This is a genomic window from Streptomyces sp. YIM S03343, from assembly GCF_054729195.1.
The window spans coordinates 4,933,330-4,959,977 of the sequence record NZ_JBPUKX010000001.1 but is presented as its reverse complement, the minus strand read 5'-3'; the positions used below and the strand labels follow the sequence as shown (position 1 = coordinate 4,959,977).

20 protein-coding genes and 2 rRNA genes are annotated in these 26,648 nt (G+C 68.0%); 11 read left to right on the top strand and 11 right to left on the bottom strand.

The features are described from left to right. Positions 1-52 precede the first annotated feature (52 nt). Entirely contained in the window at positions 53-232 is a 180-nt protein-coding gene (locus ACSYGN_RS21500; protein WP_460398006.1) for a hypothetical protein, read from the top strand. A gap of 69 nt (positions 233-301) precedes the next feature. Here ACSYGN_RS21500 and ACSYGN_RS21495 read toward each other — a convergent pair whose 3' ends face one another. Then, a complete protein-coding gene (locus tag ACSYGN_RS21495) occupies positions 302-628 on the bottom strand; it encodes a metal-sensitive transcriptional regulator (protein WP_460398004.1) in 327 nt (108 codons plus the stop codon). Positions 629-816: 188 nt separating this feature from the next. On the opposite strand from ACSYGN_RS21495, the gene ACSYGN_RS21490 reads away from it, so the two are divergent. Together ACSYGN_RS21490 and ACSYGN_RS21485 are read left to right on the top strand one after the other, a co-directional pair. Beyond that, entirely contained in the window at positions 817-1,437 is a 621-nt protein-coding gene (locus ACSYGN_RS21490) for a DUF47 domain-containing protein (RefSeq protein WP_460398002.1), read from the top strand. An 8-nt stretch (positions 1,438-1,445) separates the two neighbouring features. Then, a complete protein-coding gene (locus tag ACSYGN_RS21485; RefSeq protein ID WP_460398000.1) occupies positions 1,446-2,444 on the top strand; it encodes an inorganic phosphate transporter in 999 nt (332 codons plus the stop codon). 449 nt (positions 2,445-2,893) lie between these two features. On the opposite strand, the gene pstB is transcribed toward ACSYGN_RS21485, so the two are convergent. From pstB to pstS, 4 genes are all read right to left on the bottom strand, one after another. Then, positions 2,894-3,670, bottom strand: coding sequence for a phosphate ABC transporter ATP-binding protein PstB (pstB, locus tag ACSYGN_RS21480; RefSeq protein WP_460397998.1), 777 nt, complete (start codon positions 3,668-3,670; stop codon positions 2,894-2,896). 39 nt (positions 3,671-3,709) lie between these two features. After that, on the bottom strand, positions 3,710-4,774 hold the full coding sequence (pstA, locus tag ACSYGN_RS21475) for a phosphate ABC transporter permease PstA (RefSeq protein WP_460397996.1): 1,065 nt from the start codon (positions 4,772-4,774) through the stop codon (positions 3,710-3,712). Continuing rightward, positions 4,771-5,781, bottom strand: a complete 1,011-nt coding sequence (gene pstC, locus ACSYGN_RS21470; protein WP_460397994.1) for a phosphate ABC transporter permease subunit PstC — start codon at positions 5,779-5,781, stop codon at positions 4,771-4,773. Before pstC ends, pstA begins: the two co-directional genes overlap by 4 nt. 136 nt (positions 5,782-5,917) lie before the next feature. Continuing rightward, positions 5,918-7,051 carry a phosphate ABC transporter substrate-binding protein PstS gene (pstS, locus tag ACSYGN_RS21465; RefSeq protein ID WP_460397992.1) on the bottom strand — a complete coding sequence of 378 codons (1,134 nt, stop codon included), beginning with the start codon at positions 7,049-7,051 and terminating at the stop codon, positions 5,918-5,920. Between the two features lie 404 nt (positions 7,052-7,455). Between pstS and ACSYGN_RS21460 the strand changes: the two genes are divergently transcribed. Further along, complete coding sequence (locus ACSYGN_RS21460; protein ID WP_460403630.1) at positions 7,456-9,012, top strand: FAD-binding oxidoreductase; 1,557 nt, start codon at positions 7,456-7,458, stop codon at positions 9,010-9,012. Between the two features lie 274 nt (positions 9,013-9,286). Here the strand turns inward: ACSYGN_RS21460 and ACSYGN_RS21455 are convergent, their stop codons facing one another. From ACSYGN_RS21455 to ACSYGN_RS21445, 3 genes are all read right to left on the bottom strand, one after another. Further along, complete coding sequence (locus tag ACSYGN_RS21455; protein WP_460397990.1) at positions 9,287-9,985, bottom strand: phosphatase PAP2 family protein; 699 nt, start codon at positions 9,983-9,985, stop codon at positions 9,287-9,289. A gap of 251 nt (positions 9,986-10,236) precedes the next feature. Then, positions 10,237-11,244 (bottom strand): C40 family peptidase, encoded by a 1,008-nt coding sequence (locus tag ACSYGN_RS21450; RefSeq protein WP_460397988.1) that lies wholly within the window; start codon positions 11,242-11,244, stop codon positions 10,237-10,239. Between the two features lie 99 nt (positions 11,245-11,343). Continuing rightward, positions 11,344-12,120, bottom strand: coding sequence for a trypsin-like serine peptidase (locus ACSYGN_RS21445; RefSeq protein ID WP_460397986.1), 777 nt, complete (start codon positions 12,118-12,120; stop codon positions 11,344-11,346). A 1,571-nt stretch (positions 12,121-13,691) separates the two neighbouring features. Between ACSYGN_RS21445 and ACSYGN_RS21440 the strand changes: the two genes are divergently transcribed. The 7 genes from ACSYGN_RS21440 (at position 13,692) to ACSYGN_RS21410 (ending at position 22,765) form a co-directional block, all read left to right on the top strand. Then, positions 13,692-15,068, top strand: coding sequence for a S53 family peptidase (locus tag ACSYGN_RS21440; protein WP_460397984.1), 1,377 nt, complete (start codon positions 13,692-13,694; stop codon positions 15,066-15,068). A gap of 436 nt (positions 15,069-15,504) precedes the next feature. After that, a complete protein-coding gene (locus ACSYGN_RS21435; RefSeq protein ID WP_014673544.1) occupies positions 15,505-15,813 on the top strand; it encodes a hypothetical protein in 309 nt (102 codons plus the stop codon). Positions 15,814-15,996: 183 nt separating this feature from the next. After that, on the top strand, positions 15,997-16,848 hold the full coding sequence (locus ACSYGN_RS21430; protein ID WP_460397982.1) for a hypothetical protein: 852 nt from the start codon (positions 15,997-15,999) through the stop codon (positions 16,846-16,848). Further along, complete coding sequence (locus ACSYGN_RS21425) at positions 16,838-18,235, top strand: hypothetical protein (RefSeq protein WP_460397980.1); 1,398 nt, start codon at positions 16,838-16,840, stop codon at positions 18,233-18,235. Before ACSYGN_RS21430 ends, ACSYGN_RS21425 begins: the two co-directional genes overlap by 11 nt. Then, a complete protein-coding gene (locus tag ACSYGN_RS21420; protein ID WP_460397978.1) occupies positions 18,232-19,791 on the top strand; it encodes an SCO6880 family protein in 1,560 nt (519 codons plus the stop codon). Before ACSYGN_RS21425 ends, ACSYGN_RS21420 begins: the two co-directional genes overlap by 4 nt. A 9-nt stretch (positions 19,792-19,800) precedes the next feature. Then, positions 19,801-21,213 carry an ATP-binding protein gene (locus ACSYGN_RS21415; protein WP_460397976.1) on the top strand — a complete coding sequence of 471 codons (1,413 nt, stop codon included), beginning with the start codon at positions 19,801-19,803 and terminating at the stop codon, positions 21,211-21,213. Positions 21,214-21,223: 10 nt separating this feature from the next. Beyond that, the gene (locus ACSYGN_RS21410) at positions 21,224-22,765 is read left to right on the top strand and encodes a type IV secretory system conjugative DNA transfer family protein (protein ID WP_460397974.1); all 1,542 of its coding nucleotides are present in this window, start codon (positions 21,224-21,226) and stop codon (positions 22,763-22,765) included. Between the two features lie 19 nt (positions 22,766-22,784). On the opposite strand, the gene ACSYGN_RS21405 is transcribed toward ACSYGN_RS21410, so the two are convergent. The 3 genes from ACSYGN_RS21405 to ACSYGN_RS21395 form a co-directional block, all read right to left on the bottom strand. After that, positions 22,785-22,928 carry a hypothetical protein gene (locus tag ACSYGN_RS21405; RefSeq protein ID WP_460397972.1) on the bottom strand — a complete coding sequence of 48 codons (144 nt, stop codon included), beginning with the start codon at positions 22,926-22,928 and terminating at the stop codon, positions 22,785-22,787. 111 nt (positions 22,929-23,039) lie between these two features. Continuing rightward, positions 23,040-23,156, bottom strand: a 5S ribosomal RNA gene (rrf, locus tag ACSYGN_RS21400). An 88-nt stretch (positions 23,157-23,244) separates the two neighbouring features. Next, positions 23,245-26,364: ribosomal RNA gene (locus ACSYGN_RS21395) — 23S ribosomal RNA — on the bottom strand. Positions 26,365-26,648 lie beyond the last annotated feature (284 nt).

Here is a 26,648-nt window from a genome sequence, read left to right as displayed (position 1 = left end):
GCGGTGCGTAGGCCGCTCCCTACTCTAGGAAGTCGGTGTCGGCAGAGAAGAGGTGAAGCACGTGGCTCCGGTCGGCGGTACGGCGGTTCACGACCACGTGGCCCTCGCCGAGATCGAACTGTGCGGCGAGCTGATGATCGCGGCATCGGCGGCCGACGAGGACCGGCTCAGCATGGAGAGCATCGACGAGGTGCTGAAGGTGACCGAGGAGCGCACCGCACCGGCCGCCTGAGCCCTCTTGGGTCCCTCCTGCCCCCATGGGTGTCCGCAGGGCGTCTCGCAGGTCGCTGGACGGGGTCTCTCAGGTACGCAGCAGACGGCCGATGGCCTTCGTCGCCTCGTCCACCTTGATGTCGATCGCGTCTCCACCCTGCCGGGCCGCGTCGGCCACGCAGTGCCGCAGATGCTCCTCCAGCAGCTGGAGCGCGAAGGACTGGAGCGCCTTGGTGGACGCGGAGACCTGGGTGAGTATGTCGATGCAGTAGACGTCCTCCTCGACCATCCGCTGAAGGCCGCGGATCTGGCCCTCGATACGGCGCAGTCGCTTGAGGTGTTCGTCCTTCTGCTCGTGGTAGCCGTGCGTGACGTGCTCGGAGGGCGCCGTGGCGCCGGCCTCGGTCGTGGTCATGGCGTCCTCCATACAGATACCCCTGGTGGGTATATGGTACCGAACTTCGCTGGGTATGGGGCCCTTGGTACGCCCCTGTGCTGATCATGGTGGCCCATGGGCGACACTGGAGGGCGGCCCCTTAGCCATGGCCGGATGATGCCCATAGCATCAGCCTGACCGAAACCGATGCACCCCGAGGACCCCACGTGCGCTTTCGTCTGACCCCGAGGGAGACGAGCTTCTATGACATGTTCGCCGCATCCGCGGACAACATCGTCACGGGCTCCAAGCTCCTCATGGAACTGCTCGGGGCGGACGCACCCGCCCGGGCCGAGATCGCAGAGCGTATGCGGGCCGCGGAACACGCAGGTGACGACGCCACTCACGCGATCTTCCACCAGCTGAACTCCTCCTTCATCACACCGTTCGACCGCGAGGACATCTACACCCTCGCAGGCTCCCTCGACGACATCATGGACTTCATGGAGGAGGCCGTCGACCTGGTCGTCCTCTACAACATCGAGGAACTGCCGAAGGGCGTGGAGCAGCAGATCGAGGTATTGGCACGTGCCGCCGAACTGACGGCCGAAGCGATGCCGAACCTGCGCACGATGGACAATCTGACCGAGTACTGGATCGAGGTCAACCGCCTGGAGAACCAGGCCGACCAGATCCACCGCAAACTTCTGGCCCACCTCTTCAACGGCAAGTACGACGCGATCGAGGTGCTGAAGCTCAAACAGATCGTGGATGTGCTGGAAGAGGCGGCCGACGCGTTCGAGCATGTGGCGAACACGGTGGAGACCATCGCCGTGAAGGAGTCCTGAGCACGGCAATGGACACCTTCGCTCTGGTCGTGACCATCGCGGTCGCGCTTTTTTTCACCTACACCAATGGCTTCCACGATTCCGCGAACGCGATCGCGACTTCGGTGTCGACCCGTGCGCTCACCCCGCGGGCGGCGCTCGCGATGGCCGCGGTCATGAACCTGGCCGGTGCCTTTCTTGGCTCCGGGGTCGCCAAGACGGTCAGCGAGGGTCTGATCGAGACACCGTCGGGCTCGAAGGGGATGGGCATCCTCTTCTCGGCGCTGGTGGGAGCGATCACCTGGAACCTGGTCACCTGGTACTTCGGCCTGCCGTCGTCCTCGTCGCACGCGCTGTTCGGGGGCCTGGTGGGGGCGGCCCTGGCGGGCGGTACGACGGTGCTGTGGAACGGGGTGGTCGACAAGGTCGTGATCCCGATGTTCCTGTCGCCGGTGGTGGGTCTGGTCGTCGGCTATCTGCTGATGGCCGCGATCATGTGGATATTCCGGCGGGCCAATCCACACCGCACGAAGCGGGGCTTCCGCATCGCGCAGACCGTGTCGGCGGCCGGGATGGCACTCGGGCACGGTCTGCAGGACGCGCAGAAGACCATGGGTGTGGTGGTGATGGCCCTGGTCATCTCCGGTAACCGGACCTTCGGGGACCCGATCCCGGTGTGGGTGAAGATCATCTGCGCGATGATGCTGTCGCTGGGGACGTATGCGGGTGGCTGGCGGATCATGCGGACGCTGGGGCGCAAGATCATTGAATTGGATCCGCCGCAGGGGTTCGCCGCCGAGACGACGGGGGCGTCGATCATGTTCACTACGGCGTTTCTGTTCAAGGCGCCGATCTCCACGACGCATGTGATCACGTCGGCGATCATGGGGGTCGGCGCGACGAAGAGGGTGAACGCCGTTCGGTGGGGTGTGGCGAAGAACATCGTTCTGGGGTGGTTCATCACCATGCCGGCGGCCGCGCTGGTCGCTGCGCTGGCCTACGGCGTGGTCAACGTGCTGTTCCTGTAGGCGCCGTACCAGGGGGCTCCGCCCCCTGGATCCCCGGTTCTTTTCCCACCCACCCGCCCGACTCGGCCAACTGATCAGCACCCCACACCCCCGCGGGACCACCACAGCCACTTTCCAGCCACCCGGGCCGGGGGGGTGGGGCGGGGCGATTTAACCGACCGAGTCGGGTGGTGGGTGGGCATAGGCCGGGGTCCAGGGGCGGGAGCCCCTGGCGGGGTCTGGGGCGGAGCCCCAGGGACGGCGGCGATGCAGCCCACCGAGTCGGGTGGGTGGGAAAACGGGGGTCCAGGGGGCAGAGCCCCAGGGAAGGGGGCCGGGGCGGAAGCCCCGGGCGGGGCGGGCCGTAGAAGACACGGCGGGCCCGCCCCCCGGGAGCCAGGAGGCGGGCCCTGTCCTCGCGGTGGCACCGCCATGCAGCACCGCGAGGGGTCATAGGCGAAGCGTCGCGCTCAGCCGAAGCGACCGGAGATGTAGTCCTCCGTGGCCTGCACCGACGGGTTGGAGAAGATCCGCTCCGTGTCGTCGATCTCGATCAGCCTGCCGGGCTGCCCGACCGCAGCGAGGTTGAAGAACGCCGTACGGTCGGAGACCCGCGCCGCCTGCTGCATGTTGTGCGTCACGATGACGATTGTGAAGCGTTCCTTCAGCTCACCGATGAGGTCCTCGATGGCGAGCGTGGAGATGGGGTCGAGCGCCGAGCAGGGCTCGTCCATCAGCAGCACCTTCGGCTCGACCGCGATCGCCCGCGCGATGCACAGCCGCTGCTGCTGACCACCGGAGAGGCCGGAACCCGGCTTGTTGAGGCGGTCCTTGACCTCGGCCCAGAGGTTCGCGCCCTTGAGGGACTTCTCGACGACGTCCGCGAGCTCGCTCTTCTTGTAGCTGCCGTTCAGCCGGAGGCCCGCCGCGACGTTGTCGAAGATCGACATCGTGGGGAACGGGTTCGGCCGCTGGAACACCATGCCGACCTCGCGCCGCACCGCCACCGGGTCGATCCCGGCACCGTAGAGGTCCTCGTCGTCGAGGAGCACCTTGCCCTCGACGCGCCCGCCGGGGGTGACCTCGTGCATACGGTTGAGCGTGCGCAGGAACGTCGACTTGCCGCAGCCGGAGGGGCCGATGAAGGCCGTCACCGAGCGGGGCTCGACGGTCATCGAGATGTCTTCGATCGCCTTGTGGGAGCCGTAGTAGGCGGTGAGCCCGCTTACATCGATGCGCTTGGCCATGTCTTCTTCACTTCCGATAAGTCGCTGAGAGGGCCGCGGTCAGCGACCGGTCTTCGGGGCCTTCCAGCGCGCGATCGCGCGGGCCGCCAGGTTGAGGATCATGACGAAGGCGATGAGCGTGAGCGAGGCCGCCCAGGCACGGTCGTAGGCCGCGCCGGAGCCCGCGCTGTTCGCGAACTGCTGGTAGATGTACAGCGGCAGCGACGCCTGCGCACCCTCGAAGGGGTTGTTGTTGATGAAGGGGTTGCCGAAGACGAGCAGCAGCACCGGCGCCGTCTCACCGGCGATACGGGCGATCGCCAGCATGATGCCGGTGGTGATGCCGCCGATGGAGGTCGGCAGGACCACCTTCAGAATGGTGCGCCATTTCGGCACGCCGAGCGCCAGGGACGCCTCGCGCAGCTCGTTCGGGACGAGCTTGAGCATCTCCTCCGTGGAGCGGACCACGACCGGCATCATCAGGATGGCCAGGGCGAGGGAGCCGGCGAAGCCGAAGGGCTCCATCTTGAATTCCAGCATGATGCTGAGGATGAACAGACCGGCGACGATCGACGGGATACCGGTCATCACGTCGACGAAGAAGGTGACGGCCTTGGCGAGGGCACCACGCCCGTACTCGACGAGGTAGATCGCGGTGAGCACGCCGATCGGGGCGCCGATGAGCGTGGCGAGGCCGACCTGCTCCAGGCTGCCGATGATGGCGTGGTAGATGCCGCCGCCGGGCTCGGTGTCGGCGACCACGCCCATGGAGTGGGTCAGGAAGTAGATGTTCAGGACCTTCACACCGCGCACCACGGTCACCCAGATCAGGGAGACCAGCGGGACGACGGCGACGATGAACGCCACCCAGACGAGGCTGGTGGCCACATGGTCCTTGGCCTGGCGGCGCCCCTCGACGCGCGCGGCGACGACGTACGTACCCACCACGTACAGCACCGCGGCGATCAGACCCCACTGGATCTTGCTGTTCAGGCCGCCGAGCAGGCCGATGGCGATGCCGAGGACGACGGCACCGACGGCGATCGCGTACGGCGACCACTTGGGCAGGCTGGCGCCGCGCAGGGTGCTGGCGGGTTTGTCGTTGACGACGGCTGCGTGACTCATGCGTTGGCCCCCGAGTACTCCGCGCGGCGGGCGATGATGATCCGGGCCGCACCGTTGACCAGCAGCGTGATGACGAACAGGACCAGACCGGAGGCGATGAGCGCGTCACGGCCGAACTCCGTCGCCTCGCTGAACTTGCTGGCGATGTTCTGGGCGAAGGTTCCGCCGCCCGGGTTGAGCAGGCTGGCGTGGATGATGAAGTCAGGGGAGAGCACGGTGGCGACGGCCATCGTCTCGCCGAGCGCGCGGCCGAGGCCGAGCATGGAGGCGGAGATCACGCCGGAGCGGCCGAAGGGCAGCACGGCCATGCGGATGACCTCCCAGCGCGTGGCGCCGAGGGCCAGGGCCGCCTCCTCGTGCATCTGCGGGACCTGGCGGAAGACCTCGCGGCTCACATTGGTGATGATCGGAAGGATCATGATCGCGAGCAGGATGCCGACGGTGAGCATCGAGCGTGCGGCGCCCTGGTCCCAGGAGAACAGCCCGGTCCAGGAGAAGTAGTCGTTCAGCCAGCCGAAGAGGCCGTTCATGTGCGGTACGAGGATCAGCGCGCCCCAGAGGCCGTAGACGATCGACGGCACGGCGGCGAGCAGGTCGATGATGTACGCGATCACACCGCTCATCCGGCGGGGCGCGTAGTGCGTGATGAACAGCGCGATGGCGACCGCGATCGGCACCGCGAGGACCATGGCGATGACTGAAGAAACGATCGTGCCGAAGGCCAGCACGGCGATACCGAAGACCGGCGGCTGGAGGCTGGTGTTCCACTCGAAGGTGGTCAGGAAGTTCCCGTGGTCCTTGCCGATGGCGAGGGAGGCACGGTAGGCGAGGAAGACCGCGATCGCGGCCATGATCACCAGAAGGAGGATGCCCGAGCCGCGGGTGAGACCGAGGAAGATCCGGTCACCGGGCCGGGTGGCGCCGCGAGTGGCGCGCTTCTGCCCGGTGGTGGTGGGCTGAGGGGTGGGGGGAGGCGCTTGGTCTGCGTGATGTGTCGATATGTCCATCGGGTTCTCCGGTCTGCGGAACCGCACGCTGCGTGCGGCCCAATGGGGCCGTACGAGTCGTACGGCCCCTGGCGGCGGTGCACCGGACGGTGCGGTCCGGATCCCGTACTCCCACGGGTTCCGGACCGCACTCAGGTCAGCTCAGGCCATCGATGGTGGTACGGACCTTGGCGATGATCGCGTCGGGGACCGGGGCGTAGTCGATGCCCGAGAGGATCTTCTGGCCGTCCTCGCTCGCGATGTAGCGCAGGAACGCCTTGGTGGCGACCAGGGTGTCGGCCTTGTTGCCCTTGTCGCAGACGATCTCGTAGGTGACCAGGGTGATCGGGTACGCACCCTCGGCCTTGGTCGTGTAGTCCAGCTTGAGCGCGAGGTCGCTGCCGGTGCCCTTGACCGTGGCGGCCGCGATGTCGGCGGTGGCGCTCTCGGAGCTCGGGGCGACCGGCTTGCTGGCACCGGTGTTGATGGAGACGGCCTTGACGCCGTCCGCCACGTAGGACAGCTCGAAGTAGCCGATGGCGCCGGAGGTCTGCTTCACCTGCTGGGCCACACCCGCGGACTGCGGAGCGGACTGGCCGCCCTTGGCCTGCCAGGCCTTGCCGCCGGAGTACTTCCAGTTGTCCGGGGTGGTGGCGATCAGGTACTTGGTGAAGTTGTCCGTGGTGCCGGACTCGTCCGAGCGGTGGAACGCCTGGATCTTCAGGTTCGGGAGCTTCACGCCGGGGTTCAGCTTGGCGATCGCCGCGTCGTTCCAGTTGCTGATCTTGCTGTCGAAGATCTTGGCGAGGGTCGGCGCGTCCAGGACCAGGTTGTCGACACCCGGGACGTTGTAGCCGATCGCGATCGGGCCGCCGACCATCGGGAGGTCGATGCCCTGGCCGCCGGTGCAGATCTTCTTGGAGGCGGTGACCTCTTCCGGCTTCAGCGCGGAGTCGGAACCGGCGAAGGCGACCTGGCCCTGCGTGAACGCGGTGACACCGGCGCCGGAGCCGCCGCCCTTGTAGTTGATCTGCACGCCGCAGGCCTGGGAGAACTGCTTGACCCACGCGTCGATCGCGTTCTTCTGAGCGGACGAGCCGTCGGCGAGCAGCTGGCCCTTGGCGTTGTCACACTTGATGGAGCCGGCGTTCGCCGTCGAGGAGGACGAGGAGTTGCCACTCGACTTCGAGCCCGAGTCGTCCGAGCCGCACGCCGACAGGGCCAGGGCGCTGGAGACCGCGACAGCACCGAGGGAAAGGGCGCGAAGCCGGTTCTTGCGCTGAAGCTTCACTTTCGGGATTTCCTTCCAAGGAGCCGCCCTGTGGCGGCGCGCGGAGTATTGATCTCAGTCCTGGAGGTAGCCCTCTGAGACTGTGCCGTGTGGTGTGGTGCGCGAATGCATCCCGGGCCGCACTCCGCACCGTGTAGGGCCGAAATTAGGCAGATCAGGTGAAGCCGCCGAAGGTCATAAGTGAACGCAAGGTGAACCCCTGCCGTCGGCCTGGTTAGGTCACGGAATGCTCACGGGGAGAGCACGTCGAGGTTCCGGAGACAAGTTGCGGACATGGGTCGCTGGGGGCCCGTCAGGCACTCATTCTGGTGAACGTGCGTGCATCCGGCATCTGGAACCCGGGGCGGCGGGCGGCCGTCTCGTTCCAGGAGAGCCGGCGGACGGCGACGGAGGGGGCGGGGGCCATGGAGCGGCGTACGTTCATAGCGGGCATGGCGGGAGGCGCGGCCGCACTGGCGGCGGCGGGCACGGCCGCCTGCGCGGCCGACGGGGGCGGCGCGGCTGCTGCGAAATCGGCCGGTACGGCTCTCACGGCCATCGGCGCCAAGGCGGCCGCCGCCGGCTGGACGGCCCTCGCCCGCGACCTCGACGGGCTCCTGGTCCGCCCCGGCGACTCCCGCTGGACGGCGGCCCGTCAGCTCTACAACACCCGGTTCGACGGCCTCAAGCCCGCCGCCGTCTGCTACGTCGCCCACGCCGACGACATCCGCACGGCTCTGTCCTTCGCCCGCGCCCACGGCATCCGCGTCGCGATCCGCAACGGCGGCCACTCCTACGCCGGATGGTCGTCCGGCAACGGCAGGCTGATCGTCGACGTGTCCAGGCTGAACTCGATCCGGGTCGGCGGCGGCGAGGCGGTCGTCGGCGCCGGGGCGAAGCTCATCGACGTCTACCGCGGGCTCACCGCCAAGGGCGTGACGATCCCGGCGGGCTCCTGCCCGACCGTCGGCGTCTCCGGCCTGGTCCTCGGCGGCGGCCACGGCGTCGTCTCCCGCGCCTACGGCCTGACCTGCGACAGCCTCACCCGCGCCACCCTGATCACGGCCGACGGCAGACAGCTCACCGCCGACGCCACCACCAACAAGGACCTGTTCTGGGCGCTGCGCGGCGCGGGCAACGGCAACTTCGGCGTCGTCACCGAGCTGCACTTCCGCACCCACCCCGCCCCGCAGGCCGTCACCGGCTACCTCACCTGGCCCTGGTCCCGAGCGGCGGCGGTGGTCAAGGCATGGCAGGAGTGGGGCCCCGGCCAGCCCGACGAGATCTGGTCCGCACTGCACCTGGAGGCCTCGGCGGGCAGCACCCCGACCGTCTCCATATCCTGCTTCTCCCTCGGCACCTACGGCGAGCTCCAGAACGCGGTCGACCGGCTCGCCTCCGCCGTCGGAGCACCGGCCCGCACCGTCTCCCTGCACCGGCGCGGCTACGCCGAGGCCATGGAGATCTACGCCGGCTGCTCCTCGTTCGCCTCCGCCGCCCAGTGCCATCTGCCCGGCAGCACGCCCGGCCGCTCCCCCCGGGGTGCGCTGCGCCGCGAGACGTACGCTGCCCGTTCGGACTTCTACGACCGCTCGATCCCGGCGGCGGGCATCCACACCCTGCTGTCCCGGATGGGCGCGGTGCGCGGCGGCGCGGGCAGCATCGCCCTCACGGCCCTCGGCGGCGCCGTCAACCGCGTCTCCCCCACAGCGACGGCGTTCGTCCACCGCCGCTCACGGATGCTGGCGCAGTACATAGCCTCCTGGCCCGCAACCACCCCCGGCACAACCGCCCAGTCCTGGCTGACAACCACCCACACGGCAATGCGCCCCTACGCCTCGGGCGCCGCCTACCAGAACTACACAGACCCCACCCTCACCACCTGGCGCAAGGCCTACTACGGCGAAGCGGCAACCCGCCTACACCAACTGAAGACCCAGTACGACCCCGACCGCTTCTTCACCTACCCCCAGGCGCTGTAGGAGAGGGGCACCTCTCGGACTCGGCGAAGGACAGCTTGCCCAGGGGCGCGGGGAACTGCGCGAGAAACCACGACACACCCGCACCCGAAGTGCACAAAAGCCACCCACAACCTCAGGGGCGCGGGGAACTGCGCGACCAGCCCCCCCCCCACAAGCCCGCACGCGCAATGCAACCTCAGGGGCGCGGGGCTGTATCAATGTGCGGCTCCGCCGCGTGGGCGCAAGAACCACAACGCACCGGGACCCAAGAGCGCGCCCCCAAGCGGCCCAGCGCCTACGCAGCGAGGTCCTTCTCCTCCGAGGCGGCATCCCGTGCGGAAGGCACGACTGTCCGCTCCCCCACCCCCCTCTCACAACCCCCCACGAACCACGCCCCCCAAGCGGACCGCGCCACCGCCCCGACCAGAGGAGTCAGCACAGCCATCGCCACCGGAGCCAGCAGCAGCGCCACCGCCGTACCGAGCGCCAGCCCCCCGACCACATCGGTCGGATAGTGCACCCCCATGTACACCCGGCTGAACCCCTCGAACAGCGCGAGCGCGATCCCGATGAGCCCGAACCGCCGGTTGGCGACGAACAGCCCGACGCCCAGCGCCATGGCGAGCGCGGCGTGGTCGCTCACGAACGAGTAACCGGTCTTGCCCCCCACCAGCACATCGATCCCCTCGTGATCCACAAAGGGCCGGGGCCGGGCCACGAAGTCTCTTATCGGCACGTTGACCACCACCGCCAGCGCGGCGGCGAGCGGTGCCCAGACCAGCGCCGCCACGGAGGTCACCGCACCCTCGCCGCCCCGCCGCCGTACCGACCACCAGCACCAGACCACCAGCAGCACCATGGCGATCAGCAGTCCGTACTCGCCCACGAAGGCCATGGCGCGGTCGAACCAGCGCGGCGCGTCCCCGGCGAGGCCGTTGATGTCGTAGAGCAGATCGACGTCCGCGTTCGACCCGGATTCGGCGAGTCCAGCCATGCTGCCGTGACTCCTTCGTCGTTCTCCCGGGCGCGCCCGGTGCGCACCCCTGTCTGCCCACCCCCGTGGTCTGTAGGTCCGAAATCTCTGCGCACGTGTGTCATCTCAACGCACGCGCGTCCGCGTCGGCGGCTACGCCAACAGGAACGCACGGCCCCGGTGAATACGTTCCACACTCCACCGAATGATCACGCAGACGTTATCGAAGAGAAACTCATCACCGCAGCTCAAGGGGCTGGTTCACGCCGGGTTCAGATGTCTGTGGGGAGCGCTTTCGCGCCATCCTCGGTGACCCGGGTGGCGCCGAAGTAGTCGGGCGTGTCGATCGGATCGAAACGGATCACAGCACCCGTCCTCGGCGCGTCGATCATATAACCGCCGCCGACATAGATGCCCACGTGCCTGATCGCCCGTGAGTTCGTCAGATCGTCGGAGAAGAACACCAGGTCGCCCGGCAGCAGTTCCTCGCGCGCGGGATGCGCTCCGGCGTTGTACTGGTCGTTGGCGACCCGGGGCAGGGTGATCCCGGCACTGGCGTACGCGGCCTGGGTCAGACCCGAGCAGTCGAACCGGCCACCGTCCTGAGCGGTGCCCTCACCGCCCCAGAGATAGGGCGTGCCGAGCTTGCTCTGGGCGTATTCGATGGCGGTCGCGGCCTGCTTGGTGGGATCCACGCGGGTGGTGGGAGCGGTGAAGCTCTTCTCCAGCGTGGTGATGGTCTTCACATAGTTCTGCGTCTCGCCGTACGGGGGCACGCCGCCGTACCTGATGACCGCGTCGGCACCCGCGTTGTACGAGGCGAGCATGTTCTCGGTGGCGTTCCCGGGCACGGACTTCACGTACTTGGCGAGCTCGCAGTCGTACGAAGCGGCCGACGGGATCGCGTCGTTCGGGTCCCACACATCGCGGTCGCCGTCCCCGTCGCCGTCGATGCCGTGCGTCGCCCAGGTGCCGGGGATGAACTGCGCTATGCCCTCGGCCGCGGCGGCGCTGCGCGCGTTAGGGTTGAAGCCGCTCTCCTGGTACAACTGGGCCGCCAGGAGCGCCGGGTTGAGGGCCGGGCAGAGATTGCCCCAGCGCTGCACGAGCGCGCGGTACGCGGCGGGCACCGAGCCCTTGGCGAGTGCGACGCTGCCGCCGCCCACACCATTGGCGAGGTTGCCGGCGACGACGTACACCCCGACGACGAGCAGCAGCAGGAAGCTGAGCCCGGCGCCGAGAGCGGCACCCGCCACGAGCCACGCCTTACGCACCGTCAACCGCCCCTCACCCGCCGGGAGTCCGCCCGCGCCAGTGTAGGAGCTTCCCGCCCCGGAACCGCCGCAACCCGTGCGTCAGGCCGGATCGGTCACATTCCCTCAGCCCGCGACCCTCTTATAAAGGGATGCGGCCTCGCCCCCGAGGACGACGCTGTACGAGACGTCGTCGGTGTCCCCGCCCTGCTCGTGCCCGCCCAGCACGCCCACGATCCGCCCCTCCCCGTTGACCCACGGGCTGCCGCTGGTCCCGCTGGTGAAGCCGGGGCACTCGATGCGCTGCTGCGTACGGCTGTGGGCGCTCGGCTTGTTGGTGCAGGTGACCGGGGTCTCACGGGCATCCGGGTACCCGGTGACGGTGACGGCGGTGGAGCCGGTGGCGGTCCCGGCGGCGAATCCGTACCCCCCGTGCACGACGTCCTCGACGCCGATGCCGCCGTAGCCGCCCCGCCGGTTCTCGACGACGGCGAAGGCGATGTCGCTGTCCTCATCCTGCTCGGCGGACCAGCCGTCCGCCGTGTACCGCACGGTGACCCGCCACTCCCCGTACGGCGCCCTGCCGTCCCGGTAGCCGGGCACGAACACGAGGTCGCCGTCCGCGTCGAGGCAGTGCGCGGCGGTGGCGATCATGTCGTGCCCGGCGCTGTGCACCACGGCCGCGGTGCAGAAGTGCCCGCCGGGCAGGCTGTCGGCGTCGTCGGCGCCGAACAGTGCCCCCACCCGGGCGAACCGCAGGGTCTGCGCCGCATCGACGGTGACCGCGAAGGGCCCCGGGCCGTCATCGGCGGCCGCGGCGGAGGACGAGGTCACGGCCAGCAGGACCATCGCCCCGAGGAGCGCGTGCGTACGGGAGCCCAGGGGGCGGCCGGAGTGGTTCATCGGCGCCCACTGTGGCGTATGGAGGTGAGAGAAACGTGACCGGAGAAGGTGAGAGAACGGTCAGCCGCGGAGACCCGTGTCACCGCCGTCGCCACGGCCACCGGGGCCGCCTCCTCTGCCGCCACTGCGCACCTCCCGGTCCGGCCCCTCCGGCGACCTCCGCCCCCTGCAGTCTGCCGCCTCCGGCCCCTTCGCGCCCCTCGCACCGCCACCGCCTGCGGAAACGCCATCCCGTCGGGGCGGCGGATGCCTTGTGCGTCAACGTCAACCATGCCGCCGATGCTGCCCATGCCTCAGCGCTCGTACCCCCACGGAGACCTGCGCTCGGCCCTGCTGGAGACCGCGGAACGCACCCTCCGCGAGCGGGGCGGCATCGACAACGGCGAGTTGCTGGAGCTGATGTTCACCCGAAAGCACGACATTGAGGTCTCGGCGCGGCCGGCCACCGCGATCGACCGGTCCATCGGCGCCCTGACCTGCGTGATCGCGGACGCGGAGAAGCGCGGCGAGATCGTCTACCAGCGACCCCCCGAAACGCACCCTGGTCACCGCCGCGAGCATGCACGCTCTGGCCGCCCCGACCGCCAACAGCGCCCTGTCCCCGCCCCAGGCCCCGGCCACCCTCCCCGACCACATCCACCACGTCCACCACCTCCTCCACGGCCTCCGCCCCCGCTGAACCGCTGTCGCGCCCCATGGCCACCCCCGACGACTCGCCCAGCGGGCCCGCCCGCCGAGCCACCCGCCCAGCGGACCCACCCCACCAAGCCGCACAAAGCCCGGCCGCGGCCCAGCCGCACCCACCCGCCGCAGGCACCGCCCCGGACACGCCGCCCCCGGCAACTCGCCCAGCGGGCCCGCCCCGCCGCCCCGCCTGTGCCGCGGCTGTGGGTTGCTTCAAGCCGGGCCCATCCCCCTTCCATCCGCCTGCCAACGGGCGGTAACCCCCTGGCCTCGTCGGTAAGGCGGTGGTCAGGGTTGTGCGGAGCGCCTTGTTGTCGGGGGCGCAGCAAGGGATGGTCACGGTGGGCCACCGGCACGCACCCGGTGGTGACAGCCGATCGCGCATCGCGCACAACCTCCCCGTCGGGTCACGGGGAGCCGCACGCCGAGCGGGGGACGTGGGGTCCCCTCGGCGGCACGGCAGGGAGACGGGCCACGGCATCCGGTCGTGGCCCGTCGGTCTGTCGGCCCGTCGGACTGTCGGCCCGTCCGCCCGTCCGCATCGGTGCGGATCCCGGACCGATGCGGACAGGCCGCGGACGCTCTCGCCGGCCCAATTCCCTTGAATCACCTGTGAGTCTGGTCAAGCACGGGCTACCCGCAAGCCATCCCGCAGCCATCGGAGGGTAACGCCGACGCCTGGTTCGGTAAGGCGGAAGTCAGGATTCCAGAAGGGCCTTGTTGTCGCGTACTCAACAAGGGATCGTCTTCGCGGGCCGCCGCCCGCGCCGCAGACCCCGTACCGGCGGCACCGCACCGCACGCACCTGCACACCACCGCAGGCACCCGCACGCACCCGCAACTCCCCCTGTTCCACCCCCATTTCAGGAGCATCAGGAGGCTGCACCATGCGTTCCACTCCCCCCGACAGAACCCCCCGCCCCGGCGGCCGACGCCGGATCGGAGCCGCCCTGGCGGCCACGGCGGCGCTGGTGTTCGCCGGCCTCGGCACCGCCGCACAGGCCGAGGCAGCACAGGCGACCGCCACCGCGTCCGCCGCGTCTACGTCCGCGTCTGCGTCCGCGTCCGCATCCGCATCCGCATCCGCATCCGCCAAGGTCACCTGGGCCGCGACCCCTTGTGCCACCCCCCAGCACAAGGGCGAACTGGCCTGTGACTCCTACCGGGTGACGGGCGGTGTCACCGCCTTCCAGAGGGCGCAGGCCGCGGCGAAGGGCATCACCCCGAAGGCCGCCGACGCCTCCACCCCCTCCGGCTACGGCCCCACCGACCTCCAGTCGGCCTACGGCCTGACCTCCGCGGCGTCCTCCAACGGCTCCGGCGAGACCATCGCGATCGTCGACGCGTACAACGACCCGAACGCCGAGGCCGATCTCGCCACCTACCGCTCGTACTACGGCCTGTCCGCCTGCACCACGGCCAACGGCTGCTTCAAGAAGGTCAGCCAGACCGGCTCCACGACCTCCCTGCCCTCCAGCGACACCGGCTGGTCCGAGGAGATCTCGCTCGACCTCGACATGGCCTCCGCAATCTGCCCGAAGTGCAACATCCTGCTCGTCGAGGCCACCAGCGCCACCATGGCGAACCTGGGCAAGGCCGTGAACGAGGCGGTCACCCTGGGCGCGAAGTACGTGTCGAACAGCTACGGCGGCTCCGAGTCCTCCTCCGACACGTCGTACGACTCCTCGTACTTCAACCACCCGGGCGTCGCCATCACCGTCAGCGCCGGTGACAGCGGCTACGGCGCCGAGTACCCGGCCGCCTCCCGCTATGTCACCTCGGTCGGCGGCACCGCCCTGTCCAAGGCGAGCTCCACCACCCGCGGCTGGAGCGAGACGGTCTGGAAGACCAGCAGCACCGAGGGCACCGGCTCCGGCTGCTCCTCCTACGACACCAAGCCCAGCTGGCAGACCGACACCGGCTGCACCAAGCGCACCATCTCCGACGTCTCCGCAGTCGCCGACCCCGCCACCGGCGTCTCGGTCTACGACTCCTACGGCATCACCGCCGGCTGGTACACCTTCGGCGGCACCAGCGCCTCGTCCCCGATCATCGCGGGCGTCTACGCCCTCGCCGGCACCCCGTCCAGCAGCAGCTACCCGGCCTCCTTCCCGTACGCCAAGGCCGGCACCTCCGCGCTGAACGACGTCACCAGCGGCAACAACGGCTCCTGCTCCACCACCTATCTGTGCACCGCCCGGTCCGGCTACGACGGGCCGACCGGCTGGGGCACCCCGGAGGGCGTCTCGGCCTTCACCGGCTGAGCCCTCCAGCCCGCACTGTCCGGTCGATCGCACTCCAGAACGGGCCCCGGCTCACCGCCGGGGCCCGTTCGCCGTGTCCGGCCGCCGGGCATACGCGGGGCGCACGACGCACGCGGGACGTCTGCTGCCACCGGCCCGGCCCGGAAAACCCGCTCCGTGAGAACATCGAGACGACCTGTCACCCGAGCGGCCGTCAGAAACCGCACCCGGCCGTGAAGAAGATCAACGACGGAACCACACCCCAGGTTCCGCCCAGCCGTCGTTGCCCGGCGTGACCTGCCGTGATACACAGAGTGACGATACAAGTCAATCGTACGAAACACGCCACTCGGTGACGTCAAGTCGACATACGACGGCGCATTGTCGGCGACAATGAGACCTGACTTCTGCGCTCCGCAGAGGTCCGCAGAACTACCCACCAGGGGCGGTGACTTACATGCTCTTTGCGGCCGACAAGGGAGACATCAACACCATCATCGGCGGGATCGCTCCGGACTGGGGGCCCTTCGGCAGCCTGGGCAACGAGGCCAAAGTCATGATCGAGGTCGTCATGGCCGTGGCCATCCTGCTCTGTCTCGGCATCGCCGTCTGGGGTGCCGCAAAGCAGCGCATCGGCGCCACCGCGCTACGGGACACCTTCAGCGCGGAACAGGGCAAGGGTCTCATCATCGCCGGTCTGACAGGCGTGTTCATCATCGGCTCACTCGGCACTCTCTTCACCATCGTGTACGGCATGGCCGTCTAGGCGAAGCCGCCCCCGCCCCCTCCGGGCACGCCCGCTCCCCCTACCCCACCCGCCCGTCGTGCCCACCGGCTGAGGTTGCGTTTCCCTGATGTCGAGTCACCACACCGCGTCCGCGCGGGAACCAGCGCGGCTACCGTCGTACTCTGACACGTTTTGGCACAACGGCGAGGAGGCGTACGCGGCATGAGTCCCGGTGACGAGCAGGAGTACGCCGACGAAACCTCGGGCGGCTACGGCGGCACCGGCCACACCCGCACCAGACTCCCCGACGGCGACCCCTACGGCGGTGCGCGGCGCGGCGGCCGGTCGTCGTCGCGAGGGATGGTCACGGTGGCCGGCGTGGTGGTCGTACTGATCGCGGCCATCGCCTTCGCGAACCGTGGAGGGAGCAATTCCGGTTCCTCCGGCGACGGCAGCGGCAGCGCCGGCGCGGACAAGCCGCAGAGCGCGGCGACGGCGGCCACCGGCACCAAGCCCGTCGGCACCAGCGCCTCCGGCATCCCGGCCGGATTCGCCCACACCGAGCAGGGCGCCCAGTCGGCCGCCGCCAACTACGCCGTGTCGCTCGGCTCGACCGGAATGTTCCACACCGCCACCCGCCACACCATCGTCGACACGCTGTACACGGACGCGGCCGCCGCCAAGCTCCAGGGCCCGATGGACAACGCCTATTCGGCCACTTTTCTGAGCAGGCTCGGCCTCGACGCCGACGGGAACGCCCCCAAGGGCAGCACCTTCGTCTCCCGCGTCGTGCCCGTGGGCACCAAGGTCCGCAACCACACGGACGGCACCGCCAAGGTCGACGTCTGGTACATGGGCCTCATCGGCATGTCGGGACAGGCCTCGACCGACCCGGTGACCTCCAGCTGGAAGACCTGGACCTTCGCCCTGCAATGGTCCGACGGCGACTGGAAGATCGTCACGGACTCCCAGAAGGACGGCCCCGCACCGGTCCCCGGTGACGACAAGGCGGCCACCTCCGACGAGATCAGCAAGGCCACCGAGGAGTACGGAGGGTTCACTTATGCCCGGTAACCCGCGCCGCATGCTCAGGCTCGCCGCAGTCGTCACGGCCGTACAGACGTCCGCCGTGCTGCTCGCCGGCCGGGCCTTCGCCGATCCCAGTCCCACAGGCACCCCGACGGGAACCCCCTCGGCGACGGCGTCCGTATCGGCGTCCGTGTCGGCTTCCGTATCGCCCTCGGCGACGGCCAAGGCCAGCAAGGACCCCTGCCGGCTGATCTCCGGCGAGGCAAAGAAGTACTGCGAACGCGGCCAGACCTCCGGCGGCGGATCCACCACCCAGGGCACCACCAGCGACACCCTCGACCCGCTGACCTCCCTGGCCAAGGGCTGCGCCGAGGCCGCCTCCTGGACCGTCGGCAAGCTCAGCACCGCCGTCAAGGAGACGGCGAACGTCGACTTCACCAACCCCAAGTTCCTCCAGCAGTACGCCGTGGTGTTCGCCGCGTCGTCGATCCTCACCCTGCTGCTGTGGCTGCTGGCCGTCGCCAAGCGGGCGGTGCGGGGCGTACCGCTCACCACCGCGATCTCCGAGGCCATCGGCTTCCTGTGGCTCACGGTGATCGCCTCCGCGTTCACCCCGCTGATCCTCTACACCGTCGTCTCCGCGACCGACGGCGTCACCGAAGTCCTCGCCAAGACCACCGGCGACCAGACCGACACATTCTTCGGGACCTTCTCCGGCGCCCTGAACAAGGGCACCGACATCGGCGGCGGACCCATCATGCTGATGGTCGTCTCCCTGGTCTCGATCCTCGCCGCCGGAGTGCTCTGGCTGGAACTGGTCATCCGCGCCGCCCTGCTCTACGTCGGCGCCCTCCTCGGCACCGTCGTCTACGCGGGCCTGGTCGACAAGAACCTCTGGGGTCATGTGCGCCGCTGGGCGGGCATCATGATCGCCGTCATCCTGGTCAAACCGGTCATCGTGATAGTGCTCGGCCTCGCCGGAGCCCTGTCCACCTCCGACAACGGCCCCGACGCGTTCTCCGCGGTGATCTCCGGCCTCGCCATCATCCTGCTCGCCATCTTCGCCAGCGCGATGATCTACCGCTTCGTCCCGGGCTTCGGCGACGAGATCGCGAACGGCCGCAACAACCGCATCATGCAGGGCGCCGAGGGCAAGGCCGCCGCCGTCATCAGCTCCCCGGCGACCCTGGTCGCCCAGGGCATCAAGACCCACAGCAGCCGCGCCGACAACAACGGCGGCCAGTCCTCCTCCGGCCCCCGCCCCTCCAACCCGGCCGCGGGCGGCGTCGCCGCGCACAGCTCACGCGGCTCAGGCGGAGGAGGCGGCGGATCCGCCGCACCCGCGCCCCGCGCACCCAGCCCGGCCAACACGCCGCACGCCTCGAACTCCCGCAACAGCAGCAACAACCGCTCAGGAGGTGACGGGCGTTGACGACCGAAGCCCATGTGTCCCACACGATCGCGCCCCGCCGTACATATCTGATCGGCCGCGCCCGGCCGAACGCCATCGTCGGCCGCAACCGCGAGACCGGCGAGATCGCGCTCATCGTCACGGGCGCGTTCCTCGGCATGATGTGCGGCCTCCTCGTCCCCGTCCTCTCCCTGCGGATCGTGCTGCTCACGGGCTTCCCGATGCTCGCGCTCGCCGCGGTCTACGTGCCGTACAAGCGCCGCACCTTCTACAAGTGGTTCGAGATCAACCGCTCCTTCAAACGCACCCTGCGCCAGGGCACCGTCTACCGCTCCGGCGTCATGGAGGCCGGCACCTCGCTCGACGGGCGCGAGGTCGAGATCGGACCGCCGCCCGGCATCGGCCGCATCAGCTGGCTCGCCGCGCCGTTCGGGCCCGACGAGATCGCCGTCCTGCTGCACGCCGACCGGCGCACGGTCACCGCCGTCATCGAGATCGAGGGCCCCGGCGTGGGCCTCCGCGACTCCGAAGACCAGGAAGCCCTCGTCGACCGCTTCGGCACCCTCCTCAAGCACGTGGCGAACGGCGACGGCTTCGTCACCCGCCTCCAGATGCTCGCCCGCACCCTGCCCGCCGACCCCGACGCCCACGCCAAGGACGTCGCCCAGCGCGGCGACGGCAAGTCGCCGGACTGGCTCCAGCACTCCTACGACCAGCTCCAGTCCATGGTGTCCACCAGCAGCGAGCAGCACCGCGCCTACCTCGTCGCCTGTATGCACTACACCCGCGAACTGGCCGCCGAGGCCCAGGCGATGGCCCGCGCCGCCCGCCCGCGCTCCGGCCGCAAACTGGACCGCGACGCCGGACTCGCCGTCGTCATGGCCCGCGAGCTGACCGACATCTGCTCCCGCCTCCAGGAGGCGGACATCCGGCTGCGCCAGCCGCTCGGCCAGAGCCGGCTCTCCTCCCTGATCCACTCCATGTACGACCCGGACCACCCCATCGACCACATCCAGGCGATGACCCAGCGCAACGCCTGGCCCGCCGAGCTCGACGCGATGGAGCCGATGTACCTCCAGGCGAAGACCCGCGAGTCCATGACCCGCGCCCCCTGGTGCCACTCCACCGCCTGGGTCAAGGAGTGGCCGATGACCCCGGTCGGCGTGAACTTCCTCGCGCCGCTGCTCGTCCACACCCCGGACGTCATCCGCACCGTCGCCGTCACCATGGACCTCGAACCCACCGAGGTCGCCATCGAGCGCATGCTGACCGAGAAGACCAACGACGAGGCCGAGGCCAGCCGCGCCGCCAAGATGAACCGCACCGTCGACCCGCGCGACGTCGCCGCGAACACCCGGCTCGACCAGCGCGGCGAGGACCTGGCCAGCGGCGCCGCAGGCGTCAACCTGGTCGGCTACATCACCGTCTCCTCCCGGAGCCCGGAGGCGCTCGCCCGCGACAAGCGGACGATCCGGGCCTCGGCCGGAAAGTCGTATCTGAAACTCGAGTGGTGCGACCGCGAGCACCACCGCGCCTTCGTGAACACCCTTCCGTTCGCCACCGGCATCCGAAGGTAGGGCCTCACCATGCGGGATCCGCTGTCCGTCCTCACCGACGCCTTCACGTCCTTCCTGTTCGGGAAGGTCGAGACGACAAGGCTTCCGGTGCGCACGTCCACGGGCCAGGCCCAGGCGGTCTACCTCCCCACCGCCGCCCCCGGCCTCGGCGACTCCGGTGTCATCATCGGCCGCGAGGTCTACTCCGGGAAGGGCTACATCTACGACCCCTTCCAGCTCTACGGCCAGCAGCTCCCGGCACCGCACTGGCTGGTCCTCGGCGAGTCCGGCAACGGCAAGTCGGCCCTGGAGAAGACCTACGTCCTGCGCCAGCTCCGCTTCCGCGACCGCCAGGTCGTCGTCCTCGACGCACAGGGCGAGGACGGCGTCGGCGAGTGGAACCTCATCGCGCAGGAGCTGGGGATCACTCCCATCCGGCTCGACCCGACGGCGGCCCTCGACCACGGCATCCGCCTCAACCCGCTGGACCCGGCGATCACCACCACCGGCCAGCTCGCCCTGCTGCGCACCATCATCGAGGTGGCCATGGGCCACGGCCTCGACGAGCGCTCCGGCTTCGCCCTCAAGGTCGCCCACTCCTACGTCAACGAGACGATCGTCGATCGCCAGCCCGTCCTCACCGACATCGTCGAGCAGCTACGGCACCCCGAGCCCGAGTCGGCCGAGGCGATGAACGTCGCCATAGACGACGTACGCGCCTGGGGCCTGGACGTGGCACTGGTCATCGACCGCCTCGTCGACGGCGATCTGCGCGGCATGTTCGACGGCCCCACCACCGTCGGCATCGACCTGGACGCCCCGCTGATCGTGTTCGACCTCTCCCACATCGACCGCAACTCCATCGCCATGCCCATCCTCATGGCGATCGTCGGCGTGTGGCTGGAGCACACCTGGATCCGCCCCGACCGGAAAAAGCGCATCTTCCTGGTCGAGGAAGCCTGGCACATCATCAACAGCCCGTTCGTGGCCCAGCTGTTCCAGCGTCTGCTGAAGTTCGGCCGCCGCCTCGGGCTGTCCTTCGTCGCCGTCGTCCACCATCTGTCCGACGTCGTCGACGGCGCCGCCGCCAAGGAGGCCGCGGCGATCCTCAAGATGGCGTCCACCAGGACGATCTACGCCCAGAAAGCCGACGAGGCCAGGGCCACAGGCCGGGTGATCGGCCTGCCGCGCTGGGCCGTCGAGATCATCCCGACCCTCACCCCCGGCATCGCCGTCTGGGACGTCAACGGCAATGTCCAGGTGGTCAAGCACCTGGTCACCGAGACCGAACGGCATCTGGTCTTCACCGACCGCGCGATGACCGAGTCCTCCGCCGACCGGGCCGCCGGCGACGCCCTGCGCGCCGCCGAACTGGAGGCGGAGGAACGGGCGGCGGCCTTCGTGGAACAGCATCTCGGTGACTCCGAATCGACGGTGGCGTAGGGGGAACGGCGTGAGACCGGACGACAACCGGGACGACCACCGCGGAGGCCGTCGGGAAGGCCAGGGCGGCATCCCCGACGGCCTGCTGATCGGCATCCTCGCCTTCCTCCTGGTCATGACCCTGCTGGTCTGGATGGCCACCGGCCTGGCCGCCCTGTTCTCCCACGGCGCCTGGCCCTCCGGCGTCACCTTCCTGCGCACCCCCGTCGCCATGCGCCACCTCGTCGGCGCCCCCCACGACCTCCCCGGCGCCTGGCCCGACGCCCCGGCCGGGCGGTTGTCGGGATGGGGACTGTTCTGGGGGCTGTTCATCGGGCAGTTGATGATCCTGTTCGTGCTGACGGTGTTCGCGATGGGCACGGTGGCCCGCTGGCGAGCCGGCCGCGCAGGCCGCGGCGCGGGGCGGGGTGCCGGCCGGGGTACGGGTAGAGGTACGGGTCGAGGTGCCGGCGGGGGTGCGTCCGCGTCACCCGCCGCTACGGCCCCTGCCGCCGCCTGGCCCGCCCAGCCGCCCTACGTCCATGAGGTACCCGTCCCCCGCGCGGACCCGGAGCCGCTGGAGACGGCCCCCGCGGACGCGCCGCCCTTCGTGCCCGTCCCGGGCGGCACAGCCGTGGCCGGCAACCGCAGGGAGACGCTCCTCGTCGCCGACCGCGAAAGACGCCGTACCACCGCCGCACAGGTGGTACGGGACGCGGAGGGCCCGGCCCTGGTCGTCACCTCGAACCCGGCGGTCTGGCAGGACACCAAGGACGCCCGCGCCAAGCTCGGCCCGGTCCTCCTCTACGACCCGGGCCACCTCTGCGACACCCCGGCCCGCCTCCACTGGTCCCCCACAGCGGGCTGCGAGGACAAGGCCACGGCCGCGGCACGGGCGGCGGCGCTGCTGGCACCGGTCCGCCCCACCGCCAAGATCGACCAGGCCGTCGCCGACACCGCCGAGACACTGCTGCGCTGCTGTCTGCACGCCGCCGCCATCGACGGGCGCACGGTACGGCACGTCCACCGCTGGGCCCAGGGCAGTCAGATCCAGGACGCGGTACAAGCCCTGCGCACCAGTCCCAAGGCTGCCCCGGGCAGCGCCGGTGAGCTGGAGGCGGCGCTCACGGCTCATCCCGAACGCCGGGACATCGCCCAGGAGCTGACGGCCCGTGCCCTGGCGGCCCTCAACATGGTCAACATCCGGGAGGCGTGCACTCCCAACCGAACAGATGCGCTTGCCTTGGATTCCTTCGTCAACGAAGGGGGCACGCTGTACCTTGTGGGCGATTCCATCGAGGATCCCCGAGCGAACCCGGGGGCTATGCCCCTTCTGACCGCTCTCGCCGCAAACGTGGTCGAGCGCGGCCGGCGCATGGCCGAACGGTCATCCTCCGGTCGGCTCGACCCACCACTCACCCTCGTCCTCGACGACATCGCCGCAGTGGCCCCGCTCCCCCAACTCCCAGACCTCCTGTCCACGGGAGCCGACCGCGGCCTCCCCACCCTGGCCCTGCTCCGCTCCCGAGAACAGGGCCGCAGTCGCTGGCCGCACGACGAACTCCCGGTGTGAGCCCCCGGCAGCAGTGCGGCTACGGCTGCCGATACGGCCGCTCCAGGACGAACTCCACCTCGGACTCCGCCTGCGCCTTTCCCAACAGCACGATCCGCCGGGTGGGCACGAACCCGGCCTTGCGGTAGAGCCCTTGTGCCCGTGCGTTGTCCTCATGCACCATCAGCCGCACCCGGTCGAGACCGATATGCCAGGCTCAGTGCTCATGGAGGCACTGTAGCCAGCAAACAAAAAGGCCCACACCGATTTACGGTGTGGGCCTTTTTCAATATTTGTTCGGCGGTGTCCTACTCTCCCACAGGGTCCCCCCTGCAGTACCATCGGCGCTGTGAGGCTTAGCTTCCGGGTTCGGAATGTAACCGGGCGTTTCCCTCACGCTATGACCACCGAAACACTATGAAACTGTCCAGCCGCACCACGCAACAAAGCACGTGGGGCTGTTCGTGGTTTCAGAACCAACACAGTGGACGCGAGCAACTGAGGACAAGCCCTCGGCCTATTAGTACCGGTCACCTCCACCAGTTACCTGGCTTCCAGATCCGGCCTATCAACCCAGTCGTCTACTGGGAGCCTTACCCCATCAAGTGGGTGGGAGTCCTCATCTCGAAGCAGGCTTCCCGCTTAGATGCTTTCAGCGGTTATCCCTCCCGAACGTAGCCAACCAGCCATGCCCTTGGCAGAACAACTGGCACACCAGAGGTTCGTCCGTCCCGGTCCTCTCGTACTAGGGACAGCCCTTCTCAAGACTCCTGCGCGCGCAGCGGATAGGGACCGAACTGTCTCACGACGTTCTAAACCCAGCTCGCGTACCGCTTTAATGGGCGAACAGCCCAACCCTTGGGACCGACTCCAGCCCCAGGATGCGACGAGCCGACATCGAGGTGCCAAACCATCCCGTCGATATGGACTCTTGGGGAAGATCAGCCTGTTATCCCCGGGGTACCTTTTATCCGTTGAGCGACGGCGCTTCCACAAGCCACCGCCGGATCACTAGTCCCGACTTTCGTCCCTGCTCGACCCGTCGGTCTCACAGTCAAGCTCCCTTGTGCACTTACACTCAACACCTGATTGCCAACCAGGCTGAGGGAACCTTTGGGCGCCTCCGTTACTCTTTAGGAGGCAACCGCCCCAGTTAAACTACCCATCAGACACTGTCCCTGATCCGGATCACGGACCCAGGTTAGACATCCAGCACGACCAGACTGGTATTTCAACGACGACTCCACCACCACTGGCGTGGCAGTTTCACAGTCTCCCAGCTATCCTACACAAGCCGAACCGAACACCAATATCAAACTGTAGTAAAGGTCCCGGGGTCTTTCCGTCCTGCTGCGCGAAACGAGCATCTTTACTCGTAGTGCAATTTCACCGGGCCTATGGTTGAGACAGTCGAGAAGTCGTTACGCCATTCGTGCAGGTCGGAACTTACCCGACAAGGAATTTCGCTACCTTAGGATGGTTATAGTTACCACCGCCGTTTACTGGCGCTTAAGTTCTCAGCTTCGCCCCACCGAAATGGAGCTAACCGGTCCCCTTAACGTTCCAGCACCGGGCAGGCGTCAGTCCGTATACATCGCCTTACGGCTTCGCACGGACCTGTGTTTTTAGTAAACAGTCGCTTCTCGCTGGTCTCTGCGGCCACCCCCAGCTCAGGGAGAAAATCCCCTCACCAGGCATGGCCCCCCTTCTCCCGAAGTTACGGGGGCATTTTGCCGAGTTCCTTAACCATAGTTCACCCGAACGCCTCGGTATTCTCTACCAGACCACCTGAGTCGGTTTAGGGTACGGGCCGCCATGAAACTCGCTAGAGGCTTTTCTCGACAGCATAGGATCATCCACTTCACCACAATCGGCTCGGCATCAGGTCTCAGACACATGAGCAGCGGATTTACCTACCACTCGTCCTACACCCTTACCCCGGGACAACCACCGCCCGGGATGGACTACCTTCCTGCGTCACCCCATCGCTCACCTACTACCAGCTCGGATCACCGGCTCCACCACTTTCCCCAACGGTAAACCGAAAGGGAACGGCTTCACGGGCTTAGCATCACCGGATTCGATGCTTTTCGCGTCACAGCGGGTACCGGAATATCAACCGGTTATCCATCGACTACGCCTGTCGGCCTCGCCTTAGGTCCCGACTTACCCTGGGCAGATCAGCTTGACCCAGGAACCCTTGGTCAATCGGCGCACACGTTTCTCACGTGTGAATCGCTACTCATGCCTGCATTCTCACTCGTCAACCGTCCACAACTCGCTTCCGCGGCTGCTTCACCCGGCAGACGACGCTCCCCTACCCATCACAGCGGGCGTTGGCCCTCATGCTGCAATGACACGACTTCGGCGGTACGCTTGAGCCCCGCTACATTGTCGGCGCGGAATCACTAGACCAGTGAGCTATTACGCACTCTTTCAAGGGTGGCTGCTTCTAAGCCAACCTCCTGGTTGTCTCTGCGACTCCACATCCTTTCCCACTTAGCGTACGCTTAGGGGCCTTAGTCGATGCTCTGGGCTGTTTCCCTCTCGACCATGGAGCTTATCCCCCACAGTCTCACTGCCGTGCTCTCACTTACCGGCATTCGGAGTTTGGCTAAGGTCAGTAACCCGGTAGGGCCCATCGCCTATCCAGTGCTCTACCTCCGGCAAGAAACACACGACGCTGCACCTAAATGCATTTCGGGGAGAACCAGCTATCACGGAGTTTGATTGGCCTTTCACCCCTAACCACAGGTCATCCCCCAGGTTTTCAACCCTGGTGGGTTCGGTCCTCCACGAAGTCTTACCTCCGCTTCAACCTGCCCATGGCTAGATCACTCCGCTTCGGGTCTTGAGCATGCTACTAAAACGCCCTCTTCGGACTCGCTTTCGCTACGGCTACCCCACCCGGGTTAACCTCGCAACACACCGCAAACTCGCAGGCTCATTCTTCAAAAGGCACGCAGTCACGAGAGTATGCAAGCACACTCCGACGCTCCCACGGCTTGTAGGCACACGGTTTCAGGTACTATTTCACTCCCCTCCCGGGGTACTTTTCACCATTCCCTCACGGTACTATCCGCTATCGGTCACCAGGGAATATTTAGGCTTAGCGGGTGGTCCCGCCAGATTCACACGGGATTTCTCGGGCCCCGTGCTACTTGGGTGTTTCTCAAGCGAGCCGTACAGATTTCAGCTACGGGGGTCTTACCCTCTACGCCGGGCCTTTCGCATGCCCTTCGCCTATCCATACGGTTTCTGACTCGCCGACCAGCCGGCAGACTGGTCAAGAGAAATCCCACAACCCCGCATGCGCAACCCCTGCCGGGTCTCACACGCATACGGTTTGGCCTCATCCGGTTTCGCTCGCCACTACTCCCGGAATCACGGTTGTTTTCTCTTCCTGAGGGTACTGAGATGTTTCACTTCCCCTCGTTCCCTCCACACTGCCTATGTGTTCAGCAGCGGGTGACAGCCCATGACGACTGCCGGGTTTCCCCATTCGGAAACCCCCGGATCAAAGCCTGGTTGACGACTCCCCGGGGACTATCGTGGCCTCCCACGTCCTTCATCGGTTCCTGGTGCCAAGGCATCCACCGTGCGCCCTTAAAAACTTGGCCACAGATGCTCGCGTCCACTGTGCAGTTCTCAAACAACGACCAGCCACCCATCACCCCGCACCGAAGCACGAGTTCACTGGGGCCGGCATCGAGGGAGTTCATTCCCTCAGACACCCAACAGCGTGCCCGACACCCCCGCCCTCTCATCGTTCCGTTCCACGCCGAAGCAGTACTGGGAAGACACTGAGGTCCAGGTGTGCCGAGTAGTCAACGTTCCACCCATGAGCTGACCACCGCCGGACATTCGCCGGCGTAGTGGCTCTGGCTGCCTTGCGGCAGCTAGA